This is a genomic window from Streptococcus sp. KHUD_012, assembly GCF_052588255.1.
The window spans coordinates 649,488-670,490 of the sequence record NZ_CP159355.1; the positions used below are offsets into that span (position 1 = coordinate 649,488).

Below are 21,003 nucleotides of genomic sequence, written 5' to 3' on the forward strand. Positions count from 1 at the left end.
TCCTTACTGTATCAGTATTGAATGCTTAAGTCAACTGCTTTTTCGATGGTTGCTAAGAATTCTTCGCTTTCGACAACAGCAGATGCTTTATTAAGTTCTTCAAAGATTTCGATATCTTTGTCAAATTCAATGAAGTTCAGTTTTTGACGAATCAGCTCATAAGCTGGTTTTGTACCTTTACCAAGTTCATGATTTTCTGGTTTGAGATCCAAGGCTTGGCAAGCTGCCATGATTTCAGTAGCAACGATGCGACGTGAGTTTTTAAGAATTTCTGCTGCTTTACGAGCGGCAGTCGTTCCCATGCTGACGAAATCTTCTTGGTTTTCGCAAGATGGAATAGAATCGACACTAGCAGGGTGAGCTAAAATTTTATTTTCCGATGCAAGGGATGCACAAGCATACTGGGTAATCATGAAGCCTGAGTTGAGTCCAGGGTGTTTGACCAAGAAGGATGGTAATTTACTGAGTTGGCTGTTGACCAAGCGTTCCACCCGACGTTCAGATACGTTCCCAATTTCAGAAAGGGCAATGCCTAAGAAGTCAAATGGTTGCGCCATTGGTTCACCGTGGAAGTTACCTCCTGAGATGACGTGTCCTTCTTTGGTAATGATTGGGTTATCTGTGACAGAGTTGATTTCGATTTCAACTTTTTCTTTTACGTAAGCAATAGAATCCTTGCTGGCTCCATGTATTTGAGGGATACAGCGAAGTGTATAAGGATCTTGTACCCGTTGTTGAGTCGCAACAGTGGTATTCTTGCTTCCTTCAAGAAGGTTACGGATATTTCGAGCAGTTGCCAATTGTCCACTTTGTGGGCGGATGGAATGAAGGTCTTCTTCGAATGGACTGGTAATTCCATTGTGAACTTCCATTGAGAGAGCACCAGCGATATCAGAGAGTTTGAGCAATTGGATACCATCATAAGTCGCAAGAGCACCGATACCCGTTAGGACGGTTGTACCGTTGATCAAGGCAAGCCCTTCTTTGGCAGCCAATTGGATCTTTTCAATTCCAGCACGATCTAAGGCTTCTTGACCACTGAGAAGTTCTCCTTTGTAGTAGGCGCGTCCAAGACCCAACATTGGTAAAACCATATGAGCAAGTGGTGCTAAGTCTCCAGAAGCTCCGAGAGAGCCTTTTTCAGGGATATAAGGAGTGACTCCTTTGTTGAGCAATTCTAACAGTTTTTCAACGGTTGATAGACGAATGCCAGAATAACCTTTCAATAGTGAGTTAATACGGATCAGCATGATGGCACGAACGGCATCTTCAGGAAGTGGATCACCGAAGCCAGATGAGTGAGTTCGAATCAGGTTTTCTTGCAGTTGAACAGTATCTTCTGGAGAGATGCTGACATTACAGAGGGAACCAAAGCCAGTGGTTACACCATAGACGACTCGTTTTTCCCGGACAATGTCATCAACGATTTTACGGGATGCGATAACGGCTTCTTTGGCTTGTTCATCAAGCTCACATTGGGCACCGTGCCGAGCTACAGCGATGACTTCTTCGAGTGTTAAGCTATTACCATCTAAATGAATCAATTGAGTCATATAAAACCTCCGATTATGAATAGTTGTTCTGTGGAAGTAGTGTTGTTTACTTCGGTTTGAATACCAAACATGGGCCCATTGTCTATTGATCTAAAGAATTGAAAAGAGTCATAGAGAAAAGGGCTCAGGTTTGATATTCGTGGAGTCCTAGATGGGTTAGGGAGCAAAACCGAGCTTCGCTCCCGTCTCTGTTCCCATCTACTGTGTAAAGAAAATTAGTGAGGAAGGGTTTTCGATTTATGTAGTTTATCACCGTGGAAAACAAAGTAGAGTCCACTTGCGATCACGAGACCGATGGCACCCCAAACAAAGTTCATCATGTTGTCCCCTGCAATCATCAAGATACTGATCACAACGGCTAGAACTGGGATAACGGGACCAAATGGTACTCGGAAGGTAACCTTTTTGTCTGGGTACATTTTTCTGAGTTTGATGGCTGCCAAAGCAGTTGGAATGTATTGGAAGAAACGGAAGACAACACTGAAGGTTGCTAATGTTTCGAAAGAGCCAGATAACAAGAGTAAGAAGGCGAAGATACCAGAAATGATAATGGCAATGACAGGGGCATTCTTAGAGTTTGTTTTTCCAAGCCCTTCTGGCAAGAGTTTTTCAGTTGCTAATGCGGCACCAAAACGAGGGACCATGATGGATTCACCGATGTTTAGACCGGCGATTGAAATGAGGGCTCCGTAAGAAACGAGTGGAGCTCCGATAGGGCCAATCATTTCGACAAATGCGTCTTGTACTGGTGCACCAGTTTGCATAATGCGACCACCAAGCATGGCGATTGTTCCAGCGATGATCAACATGTAGAGAACAGATACAATACTAATAGAACCTAGAATAGCGCGGGGAACATTCTTTTCAGGGTTGCGCATTTCCCCTGCAACGATAGACATGGTTTCAAATCCGATGAAACCGTAGAAGATGTAGACGGCTGTACTAGAAATAGAACTGAAGAGGTTTGTTCCACTTTCCAATTGAAGGAAAGGTGTGAAGTTGCCTTTGCTCACGCCACCGGAAATGAAGAAGATGGCAAAGAGTGAGAAGAGGACAATTGGAATTAATTTTGCAACAGTAGCTGTCAGAGTAAACATCTTAGAGGTTTTCAGACCGGCAATGTTCATCAGACTCAAGAGAATCAGCATACCGATACTGATCGGAAGGTTGTAGCCTTCAAATGCTGGGAAGGTGATGATGAAGATCTTAGCAAAGCCGGCTAACATGGCAGCCCAAGCGATAACAGTAACGGCCCAACCGAGAATCCCAACGTTAAAGCCAACGAAGTCTCCGAAAGCGGCTTTTGAGTATTGCATGGCTCCACCGTTTTTGTCGAAGTAGCCAGCTGTTTCAGCCAGACAGGCTGATAGTAGCATGACGAGAATGGCAACCCCGAACATGACAGCTAGAGAAGCTGGTCCGAGGCCAGAATAAATTTTTTGAGGGAGGAGGAAGATACCAGATCCGATTACGGCGTTGATACCGTAAAGAGTGGCACCGCTAAAGCTGAATTTCGCTTTTTCTTGTTCCTCAATTGACTGTTTATGTGCTCCGTTCATAATGTTTCTCCTTTGTGAACATTATTGTAGTCCAGTCCAGATAGCAATCGGTTGCTCCCCAGACTGATGGGGTAAAAACGTGATTGTCATCTCTTGAAGAGGAGATGCTTGTTCGATCACCAGGAGCTCGTGAGTTTGGAGAGTTTGAGAATGATTGGTTCCCCATTCGAGTGTTAGTGGACAGAGAGCGTAGATCAATTGATAGCGACTCTGACTTTTGACACTCTCTTTTGGGGATATAGCACTCATATGCCCCTGATAAGAAGGTTTGTAAATCAAATTAAAGTCTTGACAAGTCCCTTGGCTAGATACAGGATCTCCCCCATCAAAGAAGTAGCTTTGAAAGGGGTTCAAAACCACTTCTTTATGGTGATGGGTGAGCCTAATGGAGGCATTCAAGGGCATCAAGATTCGGTGGTAGCCCGTGAGATCGGTAAAGTTACTTTTTTCAACCTCTACCGTTGCAGTAGAGAGGCGGAAGTCAAAGGTCCGATCTGGATAGCTTCCTCCCTCTGGGGAGAGAAAGAGTTGGGTGGTTTGGCCACCGGACCAGGTAGAAATTTGATAATCTGCGGGGGTAAGATGAAGGAGAGTCACCATAGGACGCCTTCTTTCTTAAAAGAGACCAGTGATATTGCCGTGGGCATCGATATCAATCTTTTCACTGGCAGGAACTTTAGGTAGGCCAGGCATGGTCATAATGGTACCAGTGAGAGCTACGATAAAGCCAGCTCCGGCTGCTACCTTAAGGTTACTGATTTTTACAGTGAAATCTGTCGGTGCTCCAATCTTCTTGGCATCATCGGAGAAGGAATATTGTGTTTTGGCCATACAGATTGGGTAGTTGGAGAAACCAAGTGCTTCCAATTCTTTCAGTTCGCGTTTGGCCGCTGGTGTTAAGCTGATGCCTTTACCACCATAGACTTTGGTAACAATCTTGGTCAATTTTGTTTCAATGCTGTCTTCTTCGTCATAGACATAAGAGAAGTGGTTTTCTTCTTGAGCCAGTTGAATGACTTTTTCAGCCAAGTCACGGCCGCCAGCTCCACCATTTGCCCAGACATCTGAAATGACCACATCTACATGGCGTTTCTTACAAGATTCATAGACAGCTTCTAGTTCAGCCTCTGTATCCAGTGGGAATTTGTTAATGGCGACGACCACAGGTAGGCCATAGACTTCTTGGATGTTGGCCAAGTGTTTGTCTAGGTTTGGTAGACCATCGATAACGGCTTGGACATTTTCAGTAGCCAAGTCTGCCTTGGCAACCCCGCCATGCATTTTGAGGGCACGGATGGTTGCGACGAGGACAACGGCAGCAGGTTTGAGCCCGGCCATGCGGCACTTGATATCGATGAATTTTTCAGCACCGAGGTCTGCTCCAAAACCAGCTTCTGTCACGACATAGTCTGCATATTTGAGGGCTAGTTTAGTAGCCAGCACACTGTTACAGCCATGAGCAATATTGGCAAATGGTCCGCCGTGGATGATGGCAGGAGTATGCTCCAAGGTTTGCACCAAGTTTGGATGAATGGCATCTTTGAGGACAGCTGCCATGGCACCTCCAGCCTTGAGATCTTTGGCTGTGACCGGTTGTCCTTGGTAGTTGTACCCGATAATGATGCGATCAAGACGTTCTTTGAGATCAAGGATATTTTCTGAGAGACAGAGAATGGCCATGATTTCAGAAGCCACTGTGATGTCAAAGCCATCTTCACGAGGAACCCCGTTTGTTTTTCCTTGAAGGCCGTCGACAATATGGCGGAGTTGACGGTCGTTCATGTCGACCACCCGTTTCCAGGTGATGCGACGAGAATCGATGCCCAACTCATTGCCATGATGGATGTGGTTGTCAATCAAGGCTGCAAGCAAGTTGTTGGCAATCCCAATGGCATGGAAGTCTCCGGTAAAGTGAAGGTTGATATCTTCCATTGGAACCACTTGGGCGTACCCGCCACCGGCAGCTCCACCCTTGATCCCAAAGACAGGGCCAAGAGAAGGCTCGCGCAAGGCAATGACGGCTTTTTCACCAATAGCTGAAAGAGCATCGACCAAGCCAACAGAGGTGGTTGTCTTTCCTTCTCCAGCAGGTGTTGGTGAGATGGCTGTCACGAGGATCAGCTTTCCATCTTCCTTATCCTTGAGTTGTTCCAGTTGGTTGCTATCAATTTTTGCCTTGTATTTTCCGTAGAGCGAAATATCGTCTTCGGTCAATCCAAGTTCAGCAGCGATATCGGTGATGGGCTTCATTTGGACAGAATTGGCGATTTCAATATCCGATAAAACCATAGAATCCCTTCTTTCTTTATTTTTATTTGCTAGGTTTAAGATAGACTTTCTAAAATGGTTTGGTAAATATTATCTGCAAGATCAGAACCGGTTTGGAGAAGTTTGAGTCCCTTGCCGTGGTATTCTTGGACGAAGTCTTGGTCCTTGATTCCTGAAATGTTGATCAAGACATTGAGCCAAGCACCTTGAAGGCCAGCTTTAAGATTCAGAGCAGCTACCCCTAGGTCACTAGCCGCATTAGTGTTGGACTTGCCAACAGCTTCTTTGGTGGTTTCAAGAGCTTCAACGATGAGCTCCATCATAGAGAAAGGAGATACTGTCGCATGTTTCAAAGCTTTTTGCATGGCTTCACGACGAGCAGCTTTCTCTTCTTCCGTTTCTTTTGGAAGATCAAAGACAGCTGATACGACGTTGAAGGCTTCTGTATCCTTGTCGATGGCTTCTAGTAATTGGTCTTGGAGTTGAGCGCTTTTTTCATGAACCCCTTTGATGTGGTCTTCAAATTCTGCGTATTTTTTCTTTCCAATGGTCAGTTCACAGACCATTTTTGTAAGGGAAATCCCATTCGCAGCAGATAGAGCAGCAGCAGAACCACCACCTGGAGCTGGAGCATCCGAACCAAGGACCTTGGCAAACTCCGTAATACTTAAGTCAACTAGTTTCATAGAACTCCCTTTCTAACCCAACAAGTGATTTTCCAAGACTTGTTTGCTGTAGTCAAAGTCTTCTAATTGCAAGTAGTATTCAGCAGAGTCGATCAAAGCCTTAGCAGGAGCCAGTCCAATGAGTTCTGTTCCGATGATGCGAACACCATAGCGTTGCGCTTCGAAACGAACGGTTTCAACGACACGATACAATGGGAATTGTTCCAAGTTGACCATGTTGATGGAGACTTGGGCGATGTTGCGATCTTCTAGCATGACGCCGATCGCTTTACAGTACTTGTATCCACCGCTTGATCCACGAATGATTTTAGAAATCTTATTGGCAATCTCTAGGTCGTCTGTGTCAAGGTTGATATTGAAAGCAACGAGTGGCATCCGGACACCGACAGCTGTAACCCCTGCAGTTGGGTGAATCTTGCGTTCACCGTAGTCTGGCTTCCAGTCTTCTTCCAATAATTTTTCTGGCATTCCTTCAAATTGTCCTTTACGCACTTTCGCCAAGTTTTTCCGTTCTGGGCGAGTTGCAGCATCTTCATAAAGGAAGATTGGAATACCTAATTCACGATTGATGCGTTCGGCCACTTTATTAGCAATCTCAACGCATTCAGCTGTAGTGATATCCTTAACCGGAACAAATGGACAAACGTCTGTTGCCCCCATACGAGGGTGTTCGCCTTCGTGCTTGGTCATATCAATGTTTTCAGAAGCGTATTTCACCAATTGGAAAGCCACTTCTTGGATGCTTTCTTCATCCCCAACGAGTGTAAAGACGCTACGGTTGTGGCTGGCATCGGACGAGTAGTCTAGTAACGTAACACCTGGAATACTTTTTGCTGTAGCTGCTAATCCGTCGATCACAGCCTGATTGCGTCCTTCAGAGAAGTTTGGAATACACTCAACAATTTTTGCCATATGATTACCTCTTTTTATAGGAGAAGTTGGGGAGGAGGAGTCTTTGTATTTTCCTCCCCTTTCTCAGTTTTTATTTTTTGATGTTAAAACAATTTTTGAACGGCTTCTTTGACCAAATCTTCATCTGCCAGATAAGGAATGGTGATGTGGTCTGTTCCTGCATGGAGACGGTTGTACTCGATCGCTGTTTCGATAGCATGATCGTTCCGTGCCCAGTTCCGACGAGCAACCCCGCCCATGGTATCCCAGGCAATGGCAGACTTGATGATTTCATCGATCCGGTGGCTACCGTCTAGAACGAGACCAAATCCACCGTTGATGGCTTTACCGATACCAGTACCACCACCGTTGTGGAGGGCAACGAGACTCATACCGCGAGCAGCGTTACCAGCGTAACATTGAACCGCCATGTCACAAGTAACGTTTGATCCATCTTTGATGTTTGATGTTTCACGGAATGGAGCATCCGTACCAGATACGTCGTGGTGGTCACGTCCAATCATGACAGGTCCAATCTTGCCTTGGCGAATGAGTTCATTGAATTTCAATGCAATATTGACACGGCCCATGCAATCTTGATAGAGAATACGAGCTTGTGTACCAACCACCAGTTGGTTCTTCTCAGCATCGCGAATCCAGTTGTAGTTGTCGCGGTCTTGGTAGCGACGAGTTGGATCGATCGCTTCCATAGCTGCATGGTCAGTTGCAATCAAGTCTTCATGTTTACCGCTGAGGCAGACCCAACGGAATGGACCGTATCCATAGTCAAAGAGCATAGGTCCCATGATATCTTCTACATAAGATGGCCAAATGAAGCCGTCTTTGTCATCGAGACCATTCTTAGAAATTTCCTTGATGCCTGAGTCGTAAACAGATTTCATGAAGGCATTACCGTAGTCGAAGAAGTAAGTACCTTTAGCTGTCAAGGCTTTGATCACTGCAAAGTGACGAGCCAAGGTTTCATCAACCAAACGGCGGAAGGTTTCTTTGTCTTCTGCCAGCAAACGTGTACGCTCTTCAAAGCTGATGCCAACTGGGCAATAGCCACCATCATAGACGTTGTGGCAAGAGGTTTGGTCAGACAAGAGATGAACGTGAACTTGGTGTTCATTGACATATTCGAGCAAATCTACGATATTACCATGGTAGGCAATCGAAGTGGATTCACCAGCTTCAAGGGCTGCTTGAGCCAATTTCACAGCTTCTTCGGCACTATCTGTCACTTGGCTAATCCAGCCTTGAGAGTGACGGGTTTCGATCCGAGAGCGGTCCACTTCTGCAACGATGGCAACCGCTTTTGCGATTTCAGCTGCTTTCCCTTGAGCTCCGCTCATTCCACCGAGACCAGATGAAATAAAGAGTTTACCGGTCAAGTCGCCGTCATCAGGCACACCGAGTTTAAGACGACCAGCATTGAGAAGGGTGTTGAAAGTACCGTGAACGATCCCTTGAGGACCGATGTACATCCAGCCACCAGCCGTCATCTGACCGTAGTTGGTTACTCCCATTTCTTCAGCGATTTCCCAGTCGCGCATATTGTCATATTCACCAATCAAGAGACCGTTAGTAATGACGACACGAGGAGCTTCTGGTTTCGATTTGAAGAGGCCTAGAGGGTGACCAGATTCAACCACCAAGGTTTGGTCTTCTGTCATGACTTCCAAGTATTTCTTGATCAAGTTGTACTGCATCCAGTTGGCGCAGACAGATCCTGTTTCCCCATAAGTGACCAATTCATATGGATAAAGGGCAATTTCAAAGCTCAAGTTGTTGTCGATCATGACCTGCATAGCCTTAGCAGCAGTGCATTTTCCTTTGTACTCATCGATTGGTTTTCCGTAGATCCGATCTTTTGGACGGAAGCGATAGCCATAGATCCGACCGCGAGTTCTCAGTTCTTCCAGAAATTCTGGGATCAACTCTTGGTGGAATTTTTTAGGAATGTAACGCAAAGCATTTTTAAGGGCAATTTCAGTCTGAGCTTGCGTTAAGCGGAAGCCTCTATCAGGTGCACGACGGATGCCTTCTTGAAAAGTCGCCTTTTCAGGTAGGACATCAAAGTCAAGTTTGACAGACATAGCAGCTGCAATTTCTTTCTCGTCTATAAATGACATAGCAGAACCCTCCTTATAGTTGGACTGTGAATTTATATTTTCTTTATTGTATCGAAGAAACGTCAATAAAGAGTCAAAAAAAAATATAATTTTTAATAAAGCAAAAAAAAATGAGGGAAAAACTTTTTGACTTTTTTTTGACGCTTTTCCTGTAGAATTGTAAAATGAATAACAATGGAAATAGAAAGGAATGTTTCATATGTCTGCTGATATCCTATTAACCCACTTTAACCAATTGTTTTGTCCGAATGATCTAGGCCATCCTCTCTATGGAAAAGAGATGGCAGAAGCGCAAATCCTTTCCGATGCTTATATTGCTATTAAGGATGGAAAAATTCTTGCAGTTGGGACAGGTCAACCAGACCCAGAACTGATTGATGACCATACGGAAGTGAAATCCTGTGAAGGAAAAGTTGCGACTCCTGGCCTGATTGACTGCCATACTCACTTGGTCTATGGAGGCAGTCGGGAGCATGAATTTGCGAAAAAATTAGCGGGTGTTTCTTACTTAGACATCCTCGCCCAAGGCGGTGGAATTCTGAGCACGGTTCGGGCGACACGGGAAGCTTCTTTTGAAAATCTTTATGACAAGTCCAAACGACTGTTGGATTACATGTTGCGTCATGGGGTGACTACTGTCGAAGCCAAGAGTGGCTATGGTTTGGATTGGGAAACTGAAAAACGCCAGTTGGATGTTGTGGCTGCACTGGACCGTGATCATCAAATAGACTTGGTTTCGACCTTTATGGCAGCCCATGCGATCCCAACAGAGTACAAGGGCCGTTCCCAAGAATATTTAGATCTCATTGTGGAACAAATGCTTCCCAAAGTGAAGGAAGAAAAACTAGCTGAGTTCTGTGATATCTTCTGTGAAAAAGGTGTCTTTACAGCAGATGAATCTCGCTATCTTCTTTCAAAAGCTAAGGAGATGGGATTCAAACTGCGGATTCATGCCGATGAAATCGAATCCATTGGTGGTGTTGATGTGGCGGCTGAATTGAAATCTACCAGCGCAGAACACTTGATGGTGATTACCGATGAAGGTATTCAAAAACTAGCTGCAGCAAAAGTGATTGGCAATCTATTACCAGCCACAACCTTTAGCTTGATGGAAGATACTTATGCACCGGCTCGTAAGATGTTGGACGCTGGGATGGCCATTACCCTAACAACGGACAGCAACCCAGGGTCTTGTCCAACAGCCAATCTCCAGTTTGCCATGCATCTGGGTTGCTTCATGATGCGCCTAACTCCAGTAGAAATTCTCAATGCAGTGACCATCAATGCGGCCTATTCAGTTGATCGTGCTAAAACAATCGGCTCTTTCGATGTTGGCAAACAGGCCGACATTACCATCTTTGATGCACCAAATCTAGATTATCTCTTCTATTTCTTTGCGACAAATCTCGTGACAGATGTCTACAAGAAAGGTCAAAAAGTCATTTAACTGACTCCATTTCATTTGGGACTTTGCTGGTTTGCAAAAATCAGCAAAGTCTTTTTTTAAAACCTATCCCTGTAGGGAATGGAACCACTTTAGTAGGAAATTAAAATTTGACGTTCAAAGAATATTTTTCTTACTTTCTGATGTACAAAAAGGGAAATTCTTGATAGAATAGAAGTAATATTGAATATTTTCTTCAATATCATCTGTTTGATTGAAAACAGATTGTTTAAACTATTGATCAAACGAACAGGTTATTCAACAGACCTGTCTAGAAATTGTGAGGAGACAAGATGACTGTCGATTATAACAGCAAAGCTTACTTGGATAAAGTAGACGCTTGGTGGCGTGCAGCCAACTACATTTCAGCTGCTCAAATGTACTTGAAAGACAACCCATTGTTGAAACGTGAAGTGGTTGAAAACGACTTGAAGGCTCACCCAATCGGACACTGGGGAACTGTACCAGGACAAAACTTTATTTACGCACACTTGAACCGGGCCATCAACAAATACGACTTGGATATGTTCTACATTGAAGGACCAGGTCATGGTGGACAAGTTATGGTGTCCAACTCTTACTTAGATGGTTCTTACACAGAATTGAATCCAAATATCCCACAAAATGAGGAAGGATTTAAACACCTATGTAAAATCTTCTCATTCCCAGGAGGGATTGCCTCTCACGCGGCACCTGAAACTCCAGGATCTATACACGAAGGGGGAGAACTTGGTTATGCTCTTTCTCACGCAGCTGGAGCTGTTTTGGATAATCCAGATGTGATTGCTGCAACCGTAATCGGTGATGGAGAAGGAGAAACTGGTCCATTGATGGCTGGTTGGTTGGCTAATACCTTCTTGAACCCAGTTAACGATGGTGCTGTTCTTCCAATCTTCTACCTCAACGGTGGGAAAATCCACAACCCAACAATCTTCGAACGCAAAACAGACGAAGAATTGGCCCTCTTCTTTGAAGGTCTTGGATGGAAACCAATCTTTGCAGACGTAACCGCTATTTCTGACGACCACGAAGCTGCACACGCTTTGTTCGCTGAAAAATTGGACGAAGCAATTGAAGAAATCAAGAAAGTCCAAGCAGAAGCTCGTAAAGGTTCTGCTGAAGAAGCAACTCAACCAGTATATCCTGTCTTGATTGCTCGTATTCCTAAGGGTTGGACTGGTCCAAAAGCATGGGAAGGAACACCAATCGAGGGTGGATTCCGTGCGCACCAAGTTCCAATCCCAGTAGATGCTCACCACATGGAGCATGTCGATGCCCTTCTTTCATGGTTGGAATCTTACCGTCCAGCTGAATTGTTCGACGAAACTGGAAAGCTAGTTCCTGAAATTGCTGAAATTGCACCAAAAGGTGACCGTCGCATGGCGATGAACCCAATCACAAATGCTGGTGTGATCAAACCAATGAACACAGCTGATTGGAAGAAACATGCCTTCAAGATTGAAACACCAGGTGCCATCATGGCGCAAGATATGATTGAGTTTGGTAAGTATGCAGCAGATCTTGTGGATGCGAACCCACATAACTTCCGTATCTTCGGTCCAGACGAAACCAAATCAAACCGTCTTCAAGAAGTCTTCACTCGTACAAGCCGTCAATGGTTAGGACGTATGAAACCAGACTACGATGAAGCGTTGAGCCCTGCTGGTCGTGTCATTGACTCTCAATTGTCAGAGCACCAAGCAGAAGGAATGCTTGAAGGATATGTCTTGACAGGTCGTCATGGCTTCTTCGCTTCTTACGAATCCTTCCTTCGTGTTGTGGATTCTATGATCACTCAACACTTCAAATGGTTGCGTAAGTCTAAGACCCATACAACATGGCGTAAAAACTACCCAGCCTTGAACTTGATTGCAACTTCAACTGTCTTCCAACAAGACCACAATGGTTACACTCACCAAGATCCAGGTATCTTGACTCACTTGGCTGAGAAAACTCCTGAATATATCCGTGAGTACTTGCCAGCAGATACCAATAGCTTGCTTGCAGTGATGGATGAAGCCTTCAAGGGAGAAGATGTGATCAACTTGATCGTTTCTTCTAAACACCCACGTCCTCAATTCTATTCAGCAGCTGAAGCAGAAGAATTGGTTCGTGAAGGATACAAGGTGATCGATTGGGCATCAACTGTTTCAGCAGATGAAGAGCCAGATCTTGTTATTGCAGCCGCAGGTACTGAGCCAAACTTAGAAGCTCTTGCAGCCATCACAATCTTGCACAAGGCCTTCCCAGAATTGAAGATCCGCTTTGTCAACGTTGTGGATATCTTGAAATTGCGTCACCCATCCGTTGATGCGCGTGGACTTTCAGATGAAGAGTTCGACAAAGTCTTCACAACTGATAAACCAGTCATCTTTGCTTTCCATGGTTACGAAGGCATGATCCGTGATATCTTCTTCAACCGTCACAACCATAACCTTCGTGTACATGGTTACCGTGAAAACGGGGATATCACCACACCATTTGATATGCGTGTGATGTCTGAGTTGGATCGCTTCCACTTGGCACAAGATGCAGCTAATGCAGCTCTTGGAGATGCAGCAAGCGCATTTGCAGCGAAGATGGATGAAACAATCGCCTTCCACCATGACTACATCCGTGAAAACGGAGACGACATTCCAGAAGTTCAAAACTGGAAATGGGAAAACGTGAATAAATAAGAAAAGAGAGTGGGACAGAAATCGGTAATTCGTTAGAATTCGATTTCGTCGTCCCACCTCCGCACAGTTGAGTAGGGCTGTAAAAGCTGATGAAATCAGCGTAGTAGAGCCCACTCAACCACTGCGTCTTGCTCGACAATCCAAAAATAATTGAGAGGCTAGGACTTTTGTCCCAGCCTCTTTTGTGAGAAACAGCAAGTAACAAAAGGAAGAGGATGAGAATAGATGTTCGGAAATCAAGCGTTTTCCAATAAAATTGTAAGAGTTTCTAGGAAAATATTGAAGTAAAACCGAAAAAATAGTAAAATGGAAGAGCTGATTGCAGCAAATCAACTGTTCTGCGTTCTCCTTTTTGGAGAAGTGTCCTACATTAGAAAATGGAGTATTCTATGAAGAAAAAAATTATCTTGAAAAGCAGTATCCTAGCGGTCGCTGCGGGTCTTAGTGTTTTTGCGATCAATAGCGTTTTTGCAGACGAATTGCCCGTACAGTTTATGGGCGTCAATGACTTCCACGGTGCCTTGGAACAAACGGGGACAGCTCGTTTAGAAGGCGAAACTGTGAAAAATGCAGGAACAGCCCCACTTTTGGCAACCTATTTGAACGATTCGCAAAAAGACTTTGAAACAGAGAATGCAGGAACGCCTAATGCCAGCATCCGTGTGCAAGCGGGAGATATGGTCGGCGCTAGTCCAGCCAACTCTGCCCTCCTTCAAGATGAACCAACTGTAAAAGTCTTCAATGAAATGAACTTTGAATATGGAACTCTTGGTAATCACGAGTTTGACGAAGGACTTGGTGAATTCAACCGGATCATGAAGGGAGAAGCCCCAACACCTGGTCAATTCAACAAGATCGTCGATGAGTATCCTCATGAAGCTTCTAAACAAGAAGTCGTGATTGCCAACTTGGTCGACAAGGATACCAACAAAATCCCATTTGACTGGAAACCTTATACTATCAAAGAAATCCCAGTCAATGACAAGACTGTTAAGGTCGGATTTATCGGGGTTGTTACGACAGAATTCCCAAATCTTGTCTTGCGTAAAAATCATGAACAATACCGGGTTTTGGATGAAGCAGAATCGATTGCCAAATATGCGCGTGAATTAAATGACCAAGGGGTTCATGCGATTGCTGTCTTGGCCCACGTTGCTGCTACCAGCAAAAACGGTGTAGCAGAAGGTCCGGCTGCAGACATGATCAAAAAATTAAATCAAATCTATCCTGAAAACTCAGTGGATATCGTATTTGCAGGTCATAACCACCAATATACAAATGGAATGGTCGGAAATACCTTGATCGTTCAAGGTACCTCTCAAGGGAAAGCCTATTCGGATGTCCGTGGGGTCCTAGATACAGATACAGCTGACTTTGTCAAAGCTCCAACTGCTAAAATTATTGCGGTAGATCCATCGAAAGGCAAAGCAAAAGATGCCAAGGTTCAAGCGATCATCGATGATGCCAATGCGACGGTTAAAAAAGTAACAGAAGCAAAAATCGGTACAGCAGACAAGGCTGAAAATATTACCCGTGAATTGAATGCACAAAAAGAAAGTGCTGTTGGAGATTTGGTCACAGCAGCGCAACTAGATATTGCCAAAAAATCAGGTTATCCAGATGTTGACTTTGCCTTTACCAACAATGGAGGAATTCGTGCAGACCTCGTGGTGAAACCAGACGGAACAGTCACTTGGGGTGCAGCTCAAGCAGTACAACCATTTGGAAATATCCTCCAAGTAGTAGAAATCACTGGGGACCAAATCTACAAAGCTTTGGACCAACAATATGATGAGAAAGAGCTTTACTTCTTGCAAATGGCAGGGATCAAGTACACCTATACAAAACCAGCTGATGCAACAGAAGAAAATCCATATAAGGTCGTAAAAGCTTACAAGGCAGATGGAACCGAAATTGATCGCAACAAGACCTACAAGGCGATTATCAACGACTTCTTGTATGGTGGCGGAGATGGATTCTCAGTCTTCCGGGATACAAAATTGATCGGTGCCATTAATCCGGATACTGAAGTCTTTATCCAATACATCGAAGATGTGAATAAGGCAGGGAAAAAGTTGTCTGCTTCAATCTTGGGCAACAAGACCTTTGTGGAAAAAGTGGAAGAAGAAACACCTACTTCAGAACCACAACCAACACCACAACCACAACCAACTCCAGAACCACAACCACAGCCAGCGCCAGTTGATCCAGTAAGTCCTGTAAATCCAGTCCATCCGGTGGCTCCAGTGTCTCCTGTTACCCCAACTCCTCAACCTGAAACTCCAGTAACTCCAGCTCAACCAGCTGCAAGCGAAACAAAAGAAGTGGCAACAAACAAACCAGTTGCTGTTACCTATCATACAGGTGGCCCAGCAGAAGCAACAGCTACACCAGCAACTGGTCTTCCAAAAACAGGTCAAGATGAATTGGCTTCAACAGTCCTTAGCCTCTTTGGCATGACCTCACTAGCTTTAGCAGGATTTGTAGCCAGCAAAAAACGTGAAGGTTAAGTCGTTCATCCGTTAACTTACCCTAAAAAACGTCCGTTCTATAAAGAAACGGACGTTTTTGATGTCTTAGGCTGTTTTCTCCACCCAGACACTGCGGACAAAGAAGAGGCTGATCAGAGCTAGTGCTAGAAAGGCAACTCCAAGGTAATAATAGGGTTGATCCATTGTAGTAGATCGACCAGAGAGGTTGACAATCCCTCGGTAGAGGGCCCCGGCTGTGAGCGTAGCCACTCCTGAATTCCAAAGATTGAGGCTCAGGCGAGAGAGGCCTTTCACCATCAACTGTAGAAGCACTAGTAGGGCGCCACCGATCAAAGGAATCAAGAATAGGTAGTGCATGAAGGCAGAGGTTTCGCCAAAACTAAAGTGTTCATAGATGCGACTTCCGACAAAGAAGAAAGCCGAGATAAGAATGTACCATAGGATGGTCTTTTTCAAGCGTTGTTTAATAGGATTAGTAACCGATGTAGACAATGTCACTCACCGCCCTTTCTGAGATAGTACCATTTGTTGTTGGTTTGTTAATGACTTGGCCATTGAAGTAAAGGGTAGAAGATCCACCCCCATCCAGGTTGTAGGCTGTTTTAACGCCATACGATTTCATCACTTCCGCTAATTGGTAGAGAGAAAGCCCTTCACTTTCTGAAGTCCGTCCGTCTGACACGACGATAATGTAGTGGTTTTCATCGATGATCCCAATCGCTGTCCGTGGGTTGGATGCCATAGATTGCCCGACCTCTGAGTTGGTATCGATGGTAATTTCTCCATTTTCAACTAAGGAAGGACCGAAAGCGAGGAGATTGACGACCCCGTCCTTGACCAATTGATCCGCAGAGATCTCATCTTCGTAGATAATTTTGAAGGATCCATCCTTGTAAATGGCTAGGTCCCCATTGCTTGAATCTTCCCGAACGGTATCTCGGTAGACCACTCCATTTCGGATGACGTATCCTGTACTGTTAGCCCCGTAATAGTCACCATTCACTGCCAGAATGGCACTGTTGTTGGCGGCTGTGACAGAGGTCTTAGCAGTCACGTTGGTTCCGTAAGTATTTTGTGCAAAGGCTGTTTTGAGGTAGTCAGATGAGCTGACTGTGATATCTGCGATGTAAACCTGGGTATTTTCAACCGTTTTTTCTGTTAGGCTCACCTGGATATTGTCATCTGAATAGCTAGTATCGGTCGTTGTAGCCGATGCAGCTGCTTTTTTGGCTGCCTTGGTGTCCGTAGTCGTAGCTTTTACAGTTTGGATGGCATCGGATAAGACAAAGGTCTTGAGCATCGAGTAGCTAAAACTGCTGGTCAAAAGAAGGCCAAAGCAGGCAGCATAGGTGTAGGATTTTTTAAAGAATTTCATGGTGGGGAGCAGTCCTTTCTTTGAAGATCACTTTTTTCTGGATCACCCATGAGACCAGAAAGAGGAGGAAGCCGACGACAATCTTACTGATCAGGAGATTGAGCCCGAAAGCAGTATAGAAGAGTCGAATCAAGAGCGTATCGAGAATAAAGAGGCCAAGGGCTAGGCCAAAGTAGCCACTTCCAGTTTTAGCGACGCTGTCTTTGTTCTTAAAGACTAGGTGCTTATTGGTCGAGTAGTTAAAGATGGAACTCGTTACACGAGCGATTCCATTCGCTAGGAGAATACGCAGACTAATGGGCACGGCCATCATCACGAAAAGGAAGAAGGCGTAGACCAGATAGTCAACGATAAAACTACTCAGAGAGGAGAGGGCAAACTTGAACATGTCCTTGTAGATCATGAGTCCATCTCGAATAGGTCGGAAATGGGAGCCTTCGTTGTCATTGATGTAGACCGTCTCGATGGGAACTTCCACGATGGGGAAGGATTTGCTTGCTGCGAGGAGCACATTCATTTCATATTCATAGCGCTGTCCTTCAACCTCAAGCATGAAAGGTAAGAGATTCGTAGTAAAAGCTCGTAAGCCCGTTTGGGTATCGCTGACCGCCACTCCGGTTTGTTGTTTGAAGAGAAAGCGAGTCAATTTATTCCCGAAAGCAGAACGCAAAGGAACTTTTCCAGAGAAGGCGCGAGCTCCTAGAATAAGTGTTCCAGGATGCTCTTGAGATTGGTTAACAACCCTGAAAATATCCCAAATTTTGTGCTGATCGTCTGCATCAGCTGTAACAATGCTTCCATAGGTGCCTCTTTCTAGGATGTAGGCATAAGCAGTCTTGAGAGCTTGCCCTTTTCCTTGGTTGTGCTCATGGGTCAGAACTGTCGCAAGACCCTCTAATTTGTCAAAAATCACTTTCTTGTCAGCGTCACTCCCATCGTCGACCACGATGATGTGGAGATCGCTCTTAGCGTGAACCAGACGAACCAGTTTGACAAGATTCAGATCCGGTTGATAGGCGGGGATGATAAGATAATTCATAATCGTTCCTCGTTTCTTGAGATTTGTTGTAGCTAGTATAAAGACTCAAGCTTAAAGCTAACTGATATCAGTTTTCTTTAAGGAAAGGAGAGGAAGAAGGGGAGTAGTTTCTTCTATAAAGTATCATTTTTTAGGACATTTCTTTCTTTTTTCTCGAAGGGAACATCCGAAATCATTTTTTAAATCCTAAAGATAATTCTTGCCTTTGTTCGAAAAGTCTGGTATAATAGTTTCTTGTGAGTAAACCTCACTTACCCCTTGCAAAGACAGGGGGTCATTAGTCCAAAAGGAGGAACATATCAATGGCTAAATACGAAATTCTTTATATTATTCGTCCAAACATTGAAGAAGAAGCTAAAAACGCTTTGGTAGCACGTTTCGATTCTATCTTGACTGACAACGGTGCAACTGTTGTTGAATCAAAAGATTGGGAAAAACGTCGTCTTGCATACGAAATCCAAGATTTCCGTGAAGGACTTTACCACATCGTAAACGTTGAAGCGAACGACGCTGTAGCTCTTAACGAGTTCGACCGTCTTTCAAAAATCAACGGTGACATTCTTCGTCACATGATCGTAAAAGTTGACGCGTAAGAAATCATCCGAGGTGACTTATGATTAACAATGTTGTACTTGTCGGTCGTATGACCCGTGATGCTGAACTTCGCTACACTCCAAGCAATCAAGCAGTTGCTACTTTCAGCCTAGCTGTCAACCGCAACTTCAAGAGTCAAAATGGAGAGCGCGAAGCCGATTTCATCAACTGTGTGATCTGGCGTCAGCAAGCAGAAAACTTAGCCAACTGGGCTAAGAAAGGTGCTTTGATTGGGATTACCGGTCGCATTCAAACACGTAATTACGAAAACCAGCAAGGTCAACGTGTTTATGTCACTGAAGTCGTAGCAGACAGCTTCCAACTATTGGAAAGCCGTGCAGCACGCGAAGGGCATGCAGGTGGTGGCTATTCATCAGGCAACGGTGGTTTTGCTGGAAATGCAACCCCAAGTTTTGGTGGATCTGAACCAAGCAATGCAGCGCCAAACTTTGGTCGTGAAGAAAATCCATTTGGAGCGAATCCAATGGATATCTCAGACGACGATCTTCCATTCTAAGAATGGGTTTAACGAATTAAAACTATAAAGGAGAATTAAACATGGCTCAACAACGTCGTGGCGGATTCAAACGCCGTAAAAAAGTTGATTACATCGCAGCAAACAAAATCGAATATGTCGATTACAAAGATACTGAGCTTCTTAGCCGTTTCGTTTCAGAACGTGGGAAAATCCTTCCTCGTCGTGTAACTGGAACTTCAGCGAAGAACCAACGTAAAGTAACAACAGCTATCAAACGCGCTCGCGTAATGGCTTTGATGCCTTTCGTAAACGAAGATTAAAAAAGAGGTCCAGTGGACCTCTTTTTCACGAGCTTGAAAATAAAAAAGCGAGTAAGACCCTAACGGGTCTTTTTTTCACGAGCGTGGAAATGTAAGAGCGAGTTGAGGTCCGGTGGACCTCTTTTTCAGACCCTTTGGATCTTTTTTTGCGAGCATAGAAATGTGGTAGTGAGTTAGGTCCGTGTGAAGCTCTTTGACCTTTCTCAAGCTCTAATTATGCTATAATGATGAAGAAAAAGGTATCAAGGAGCGCAACATGAAGGAAGGTGTAATCATCAGGAGGATGATAAAGGCAGATATTGAGCACATCTCTAAAGCCTTTATCCACCAAGGGTGGCCAGGTAGAGAGGATATCCTGACTAGCTATTTTCAGGAACAGGAGAATAGAGAGAGGGACGTATTAGTAGCTGAGTCGGATGGATTTGTGGCAGGTTATATCACTATATTGCCTGTTGCCAAGCACGGCCCTTTCGTGGGAGTCTATCCTGAACTATCTGATTTTAATGTTTTTGAGCCGTTTAGAAATCGAGGAATTGGGAATCAACTTTTAGAAGAGGCGGAAAAAAGAGTCCGGCTACTATCAGAGATTGTTACTTTAGGGGTTGGTTTACACTCGGGTTATGGCCCAGCTCAAAGACTGTATGTCAAACGGGGCTATATCCCAGATGGATCTGGGGTTTGGTTTAGTGATCACCCCTTGGCCCCTTACAGTTCTTGTGAAAACAATGATGACTTAGTCCTCTATTTTTCAAAAAGATTGAACAGGGAAATACAGTAAAACAAAAACGGATGAAAACTTCATCCGTTTCTTTTTAGCGTCGAGTTGCGGGTGCTGTGCTCGAGCTTTTAATATTAAAGCGTTTCTTGAGGTAGAAACGAAGGACAAGTGCTAAAGCACCTAAAACGATGGCAAAAACATCTGGAATAGTTGGGTTGAGAACCTGTGGGAGTAAGGAAGTAAAGGACAAGACAATGACCCAAAGGAACATGACTCCGACAAGAATCGGCATAGATTTCCAAAGAGAAGGACGTTCGCTACGATCTTTGGTACCATCCATATACTGATAGAAGAAGTAGTACATAAGGTACAAGAGCAGGGCCCCTGTCAAACTTCCAAGAATCAAGGTGATCAACCCATAGCCAGTACGACGTGGTGCAACCAAGTTCATAAAGGCGCTAATCGCAGCAAAAACACCAAAGATAAAGAGGAAGGAATCCAAAATCATGAGAGAGGGAGCATCGTTTAATTTCGGATGCTCTTTTTCATAGCGCTCTTTCTCGCTGAAAGAGTTCGCCCATACAGTTGGAGCTCCAAAAAGGGTCCGTGCCGGAATTCCTTTCCCTTGGTTTTCATGGATAGCTGGAAGAATTTCTTGGATGAGGCTTTCTGCTTCTTCCTCTGTCTTTCCGTTTTCAAGCAATTGGTGTTTGGCGATCCGGATAAATTCTAGATTTTTCTTACTAAGTTGATGAAGGTCGGTGTGAGACATA

18 protein-coding genes are annotated in these 21,003 nt (G+C 44.5%); 7 read left to right on the forward strand and 11 right to left on the reverse strand.

Going from position 1 to position 21,003, the window contains the following annotated elements:
• Positions 1-11: 11 nt before the first annotated feature.
• The 7 genes from hutH to ABVF55_RS03150 form a co-directional block, all read right to left on the reverse strand.
• Positions 12-1,553, reverse strand: coding sequence for a histidine ammonia-lyase (hutH, locus tag ABVF55_RS03120; RefSeq protein WP_003008651.1), 1,542 nt, complete (start codon positions 1,551-1,553; stop codon positions 12-14).
• Between the two features lie 215 nt (positions 1,554-1,768).
• Positions 1,769-3,112: an APC family permease gene (locus ABVF55_RS03125; RefSeq protein ID WP_003005025.1), complete on the reverse strand. Its 1,344-nt coding sequence runs from the start codon at positions 3,110-3,112 to the stop codon at positions 1,769-1,771.
• Between the two features lie 21 nt (positions 3,113-3,133).
• Complete coding sequence (locus ABVF55_RS03130; RefSeq protein WP_003013270.1) at positions 3,134-3,712, reverse strand: HutD/Ves family protein; 579 nt, start codon at positions 3,710-3,712, stop codon at positions 3,134-3,136.
• Positions 3,713-3,727: 15 nt separating this feature from the next.
• Positions 3,728-5,401, reverse strand: coding sequence for a formate--tetrahydrofolate ligase (locus ABVF55_RS03135; protein WP_151190939.1), 1,674 nt, complete (start codon positions 5,399-5,401; stop codon positions 3,728-3,730).
• Between the two features lie 35 nt (positions 5,402-5,436).
• On the reverse strand, positions 5,437-6,066 hold the full coding sequence (locus tag ABVF55_RS03140) for a cyclodeaminase/cyclohydrolase family protein (protein ID WP_024054843.1): 630 nt from the start codon (positions 6,064-6,066) through the stop codon (positions 5,437-5,439).
• A gap of 12 nt (positions 6,067-6,078) precedes the next feature.
• The gene (ftcD, locus tag ABVF55_RS03145; protein WP_003008641.1) at positions 6,079-6,978 is read right to left on the reverse strand and encodes a glutamate formimidoyltransferase; all 900 of its coding nucleotides are present in this window, start codon (positions 6,976-6,978) and stop codon (positions 6,079-6,081) included.
• A gap of 83 nt (positions 6,979-7,061) precedes the next feature.
• Positions 7,062-9,092 carry a urocanate hydratase gene (locus tag ABVF55_RS03150; protein ID WP_023919033.1) on the reverse strand — a complete coding sequence of 677 codons (2,031 nt, stop codon included), beginning with the start codon at positions 9,090-9,092 and terminating at the stop codon, positions 7,062-7,064.
• A gap of 199 nt (positions 9,093-9,291) precedes the next feature.
• Here ABVF55_RS03150 and hutI point away from each other — a divergent pair, with 199 nt between their 5' ends.
• The 3 genes from hutI to ABVF55_RS03165 all read left to right on the forward strand — a co-directional run bounded on the left by hutI (position 9,292) and on the right by ABVF55_RS03165 (position 15,724).
• The gene (gene hutI / locus ABVF55_RS03155) at positions 9,292-10,539 is read left to right on the forward strand and encodes an imidazolonepropionase (RefSeq protein ID WP_445285524.1); all 1,248 of its coding nucleotides are present in this window, start codon (positions 9,292-9,294) and stop codon (positions 10,537-10,539) included.
• 290 nt (positions 10,540-10,829) lie between these two features.
• A complete protein-coding gene (locus ABVF55_RS03160) occupies positions 10,830-13,214 on the forward strand; it encodes a phosphoketolase family protein (protein ID WP_445285525.1) in 2,385 nt (794 codons plus the stop codon).
• 389 nt (positions 13,215-13,603) lie between these two features.
• Positions 13,604-15,724 carry a surface-anchored 5'-nucleotidase gene (locus ABVF55_RS03165; protein ID WP_298617383.1) on the forward strand — a complete coding sequence of 707 codons (2,121 nt, stop codon included), beginning with the start codon at positions 13,604-13,606 and terminating at the stop codon, positions 15,722-15,724.
• Between the two features lie 66 nt (positions 15,725-15,790).
• Here ABVF55_RS03165 and ABVF55_RS03170 read toward each other — a convergent pair whose 3' ends face one another.
• From ABVF55_RS03170 to ABVF55_RS03180, 3 genes are read right to left on the reverse strand one after another with little or no spacing between them, the layout of a single operon-like run.
• On the reverse strand, positions 15,791-16,198 hold the full coding sequence (locus ABVF55_RS03170) for a hypothetical protein (protein WP_049523153.1): 408 nt from the start codon (positions 16,196-16,198) through the stop codon (positions 15,791-15,793).
• Positions 16,179-17,081, reverse strand: coding sequence for a phosphodiester glycosidase family protein (locus ABVF55_RS03175; protein WP_320909772.1), 903 nt, complete (start codon positions 17,079-17,081; stop codon positions 16,179-16,181). Before ABVF55_RS03175 ends, ABVF55_RS03170 begins: the two co-directional genes overlap by 20 nt.
• Entirely contained in the window at positions 17,068-18,120 is a 1,053-nt protein-coding gene (locus ABVF55_RS03180; protein WP_445285526.1) for a GtrA family protein, read from the reverse strand. The genes ABVF55_RS03175 and ABVF55_RS03180 overlap by 14 nt, the downstream gene beginning before the upstream one ends.
• A 302-nt stretch (positions 18,121-18,422) precedes the next feature.
• Here ABVF55_RS03180 and rpsF point away from each other — a divergent pair, with 302 nt between their 5' ends.
• The 4 genes from rpsF (at position 18,423) to ABVF55_RS03200 (ending at position 20,290) form a co-directional block, all read left to right on the forward strand.
• Positions 18,423-18,713, forward strand: coding sequence for a 30S ribosomal protein S6 (gene rpsF, locus ABVF55_RS03185; protein ID WP_003005040.1), 291 nt, complete (start codon positions 18,423-18,425; stop codon positions 18,711-18,713).
• A gap of 20 nt (positions 18,714-18,733) precedes the next feature.
• Positions 18,734-19,231, forward strand: a complete 498-nt coding sequence (locus ABVF55_RS03190; protein ID WP_003008622.1) for a single-stranded DNA-binding protein — start codon at positions 18,734-18,736, stop codon at positions 19,229-19,231.
• Between the two features lie 41 nt (positions 19,232-19,272).
• Positions 19,273-19,512 (forward strand): 30S ribosomal protein S18, encoded by a 240-nt coding sequence (gene rpsR, locus ABVF55_RS03195; RefSeq protein WP_000068664.1) that lies wholly within the window; start codon positions 19,273-19,275, stop codon positions 19,510-19,512.
• Between the two features lie 256 nt (positions 19,513-19,768).
• A complete protein-coding gene (locus tag ABVF55_RS03200) occupies positions 19,769-20,290 on the forward strand; it encodes a GNAT family N-acetyltransferase (RefSeq protein WP_049482988.1) in 522 nt (173 codons plus the stop codon).
• Between the two features lie 34 nt (positions 20,291-20,324).
• Here the strand turns inward: ABVF55_RS03200 and ABVF55_RS03205 are convergent, their stop codons facing one another.
• Complete coding sequence (locus ABVF55_RS03205; RefSeq protein ID WP_049482986.1) at positions 20,325-21,002, reverse strand: DUF1129 domain-containing protein; 678 nt, start codon at positions 21,000-21,002, stop codon at positions 20,325-20,327.
• Position 21,003: the final 1 nt, after the last annotated feature.

Bases quoted from the DNA above. Each gene is read 5' to 3' on its own strand.
- hutH (WP_003008651.1), bottom strand. From the start codon at position 1,553: ATGACTCAATTGATTCATTTAGATGGTAATAGCTTAACACTCGAAGAA.
- ABVF55_RS03125 (WP_003005025.1), bottom strand. From the start codon at position 3,112: ATGAACGGAGCACATAAACAGTCAATTGAGGAACAAGAAAAAGCGAAA.
- ABVF55_RS03130 (WP_003013270.1), bottom strand. From the start codon at position 3,712: ATGGTGACTCTCCTTCATCTTACCCCCGCAGATTATCAAATTTCTACC.
- ABVF55_RS03135 (WP_151190939.1), bottom strand. From the start codon at position 5,401: ATGGTTTTATCGGATATTGAAATCGCCAATTCTGTCCAAATGAAGCCC.
- ABVF55_RS03140 (WP_024054843.1), bottom strand. From the start codon at position 6,066: ATGAAACTAGTTGACTTAAGTATTACGGAGTTTGCCAAGGTCCTTGGT.
- ftcD (WP_003008641.1), bottom strand. From the start codon at position 6,978: ATGGCAAAAATTGTTGAGTGTATTCCAAACTTCTCTGAAGGACGCAAT.
- ABVF55_RS03150 (WP_023919033.1), bottom strand. From the start codon at position 9,092: ATGTCATTTATAGACGAGAAAGAAATTGCAGCTGCTATGTCTGTCAAA.
- hutI (WP_445285524.1), top strand. From the start codon at position 9,292: ATGTCTGCTGATATCCTATTAACCCACTTTAACCAATTGTTTTGTCCG.
- ABVF55_RS03160 (WP_445285525.1), top strand. From the start codon at position 10,830: ATGACTGTCGATTATAACAGCAAAGCTTACTTGGATAAAGTAGACGCT.
- ABVF55_RS03165 (WP_298617383.1), top strand. From the start codon at position 13,604: ATGAAGAAAAAAATTATCTTGAAAAGCAGTATCCTAGCGGTCGCTGCG.
- ABVF55_RS03175 (WP_320909772.1), bottom strand. From the start codon at position 17,081: ATGAAATTCTTTAAAAAATCCTACACCTATGCTGCCTGCTTTGGCCTT.
- ABVF55_RS03180 (WP_445285526.1), bottom strand. From the start codon at position 18,120: ATGAATTATCTTATCATCCCCGCCTATCAACCGGATCTGAATCTTGTC.
- rpsF (WP_003005040.1), top strand. From the start codon at position 18,423: ATGGCTAAATACGAAATTCTTTATATTATTCGTCCAAACATTGAAGAA.
- ABVF55_RS03190 (WP_003008622.1), top strand. From the start codon at position 18,734: ATGATTAACAATGTTGTACTTGTCGGTCGTATGACCCGTGATGCTGAA.
- rpsR (WP_000068664.1), top strand. From the start codon at position 19,273: ATGGCTCAACAACGTCGTGGCGGATTCAAACGCCGTAAAAAAGTTGAT.
- ABVF55_RS03200 (WP_049482988.1), top strand. From the start codon at position 19,769: ATGAAGGAAGGTGTAATCATCAGGAGGATGATAAAGGCAGATATTGAG.
- ABVF55_RS03205 (WP_049482986.1), bottom strand. From the start codon at position 21,002: ATGTCTCACACCGACCTTCATCAACTTAGTAAGAAAAATCTAGAATTT.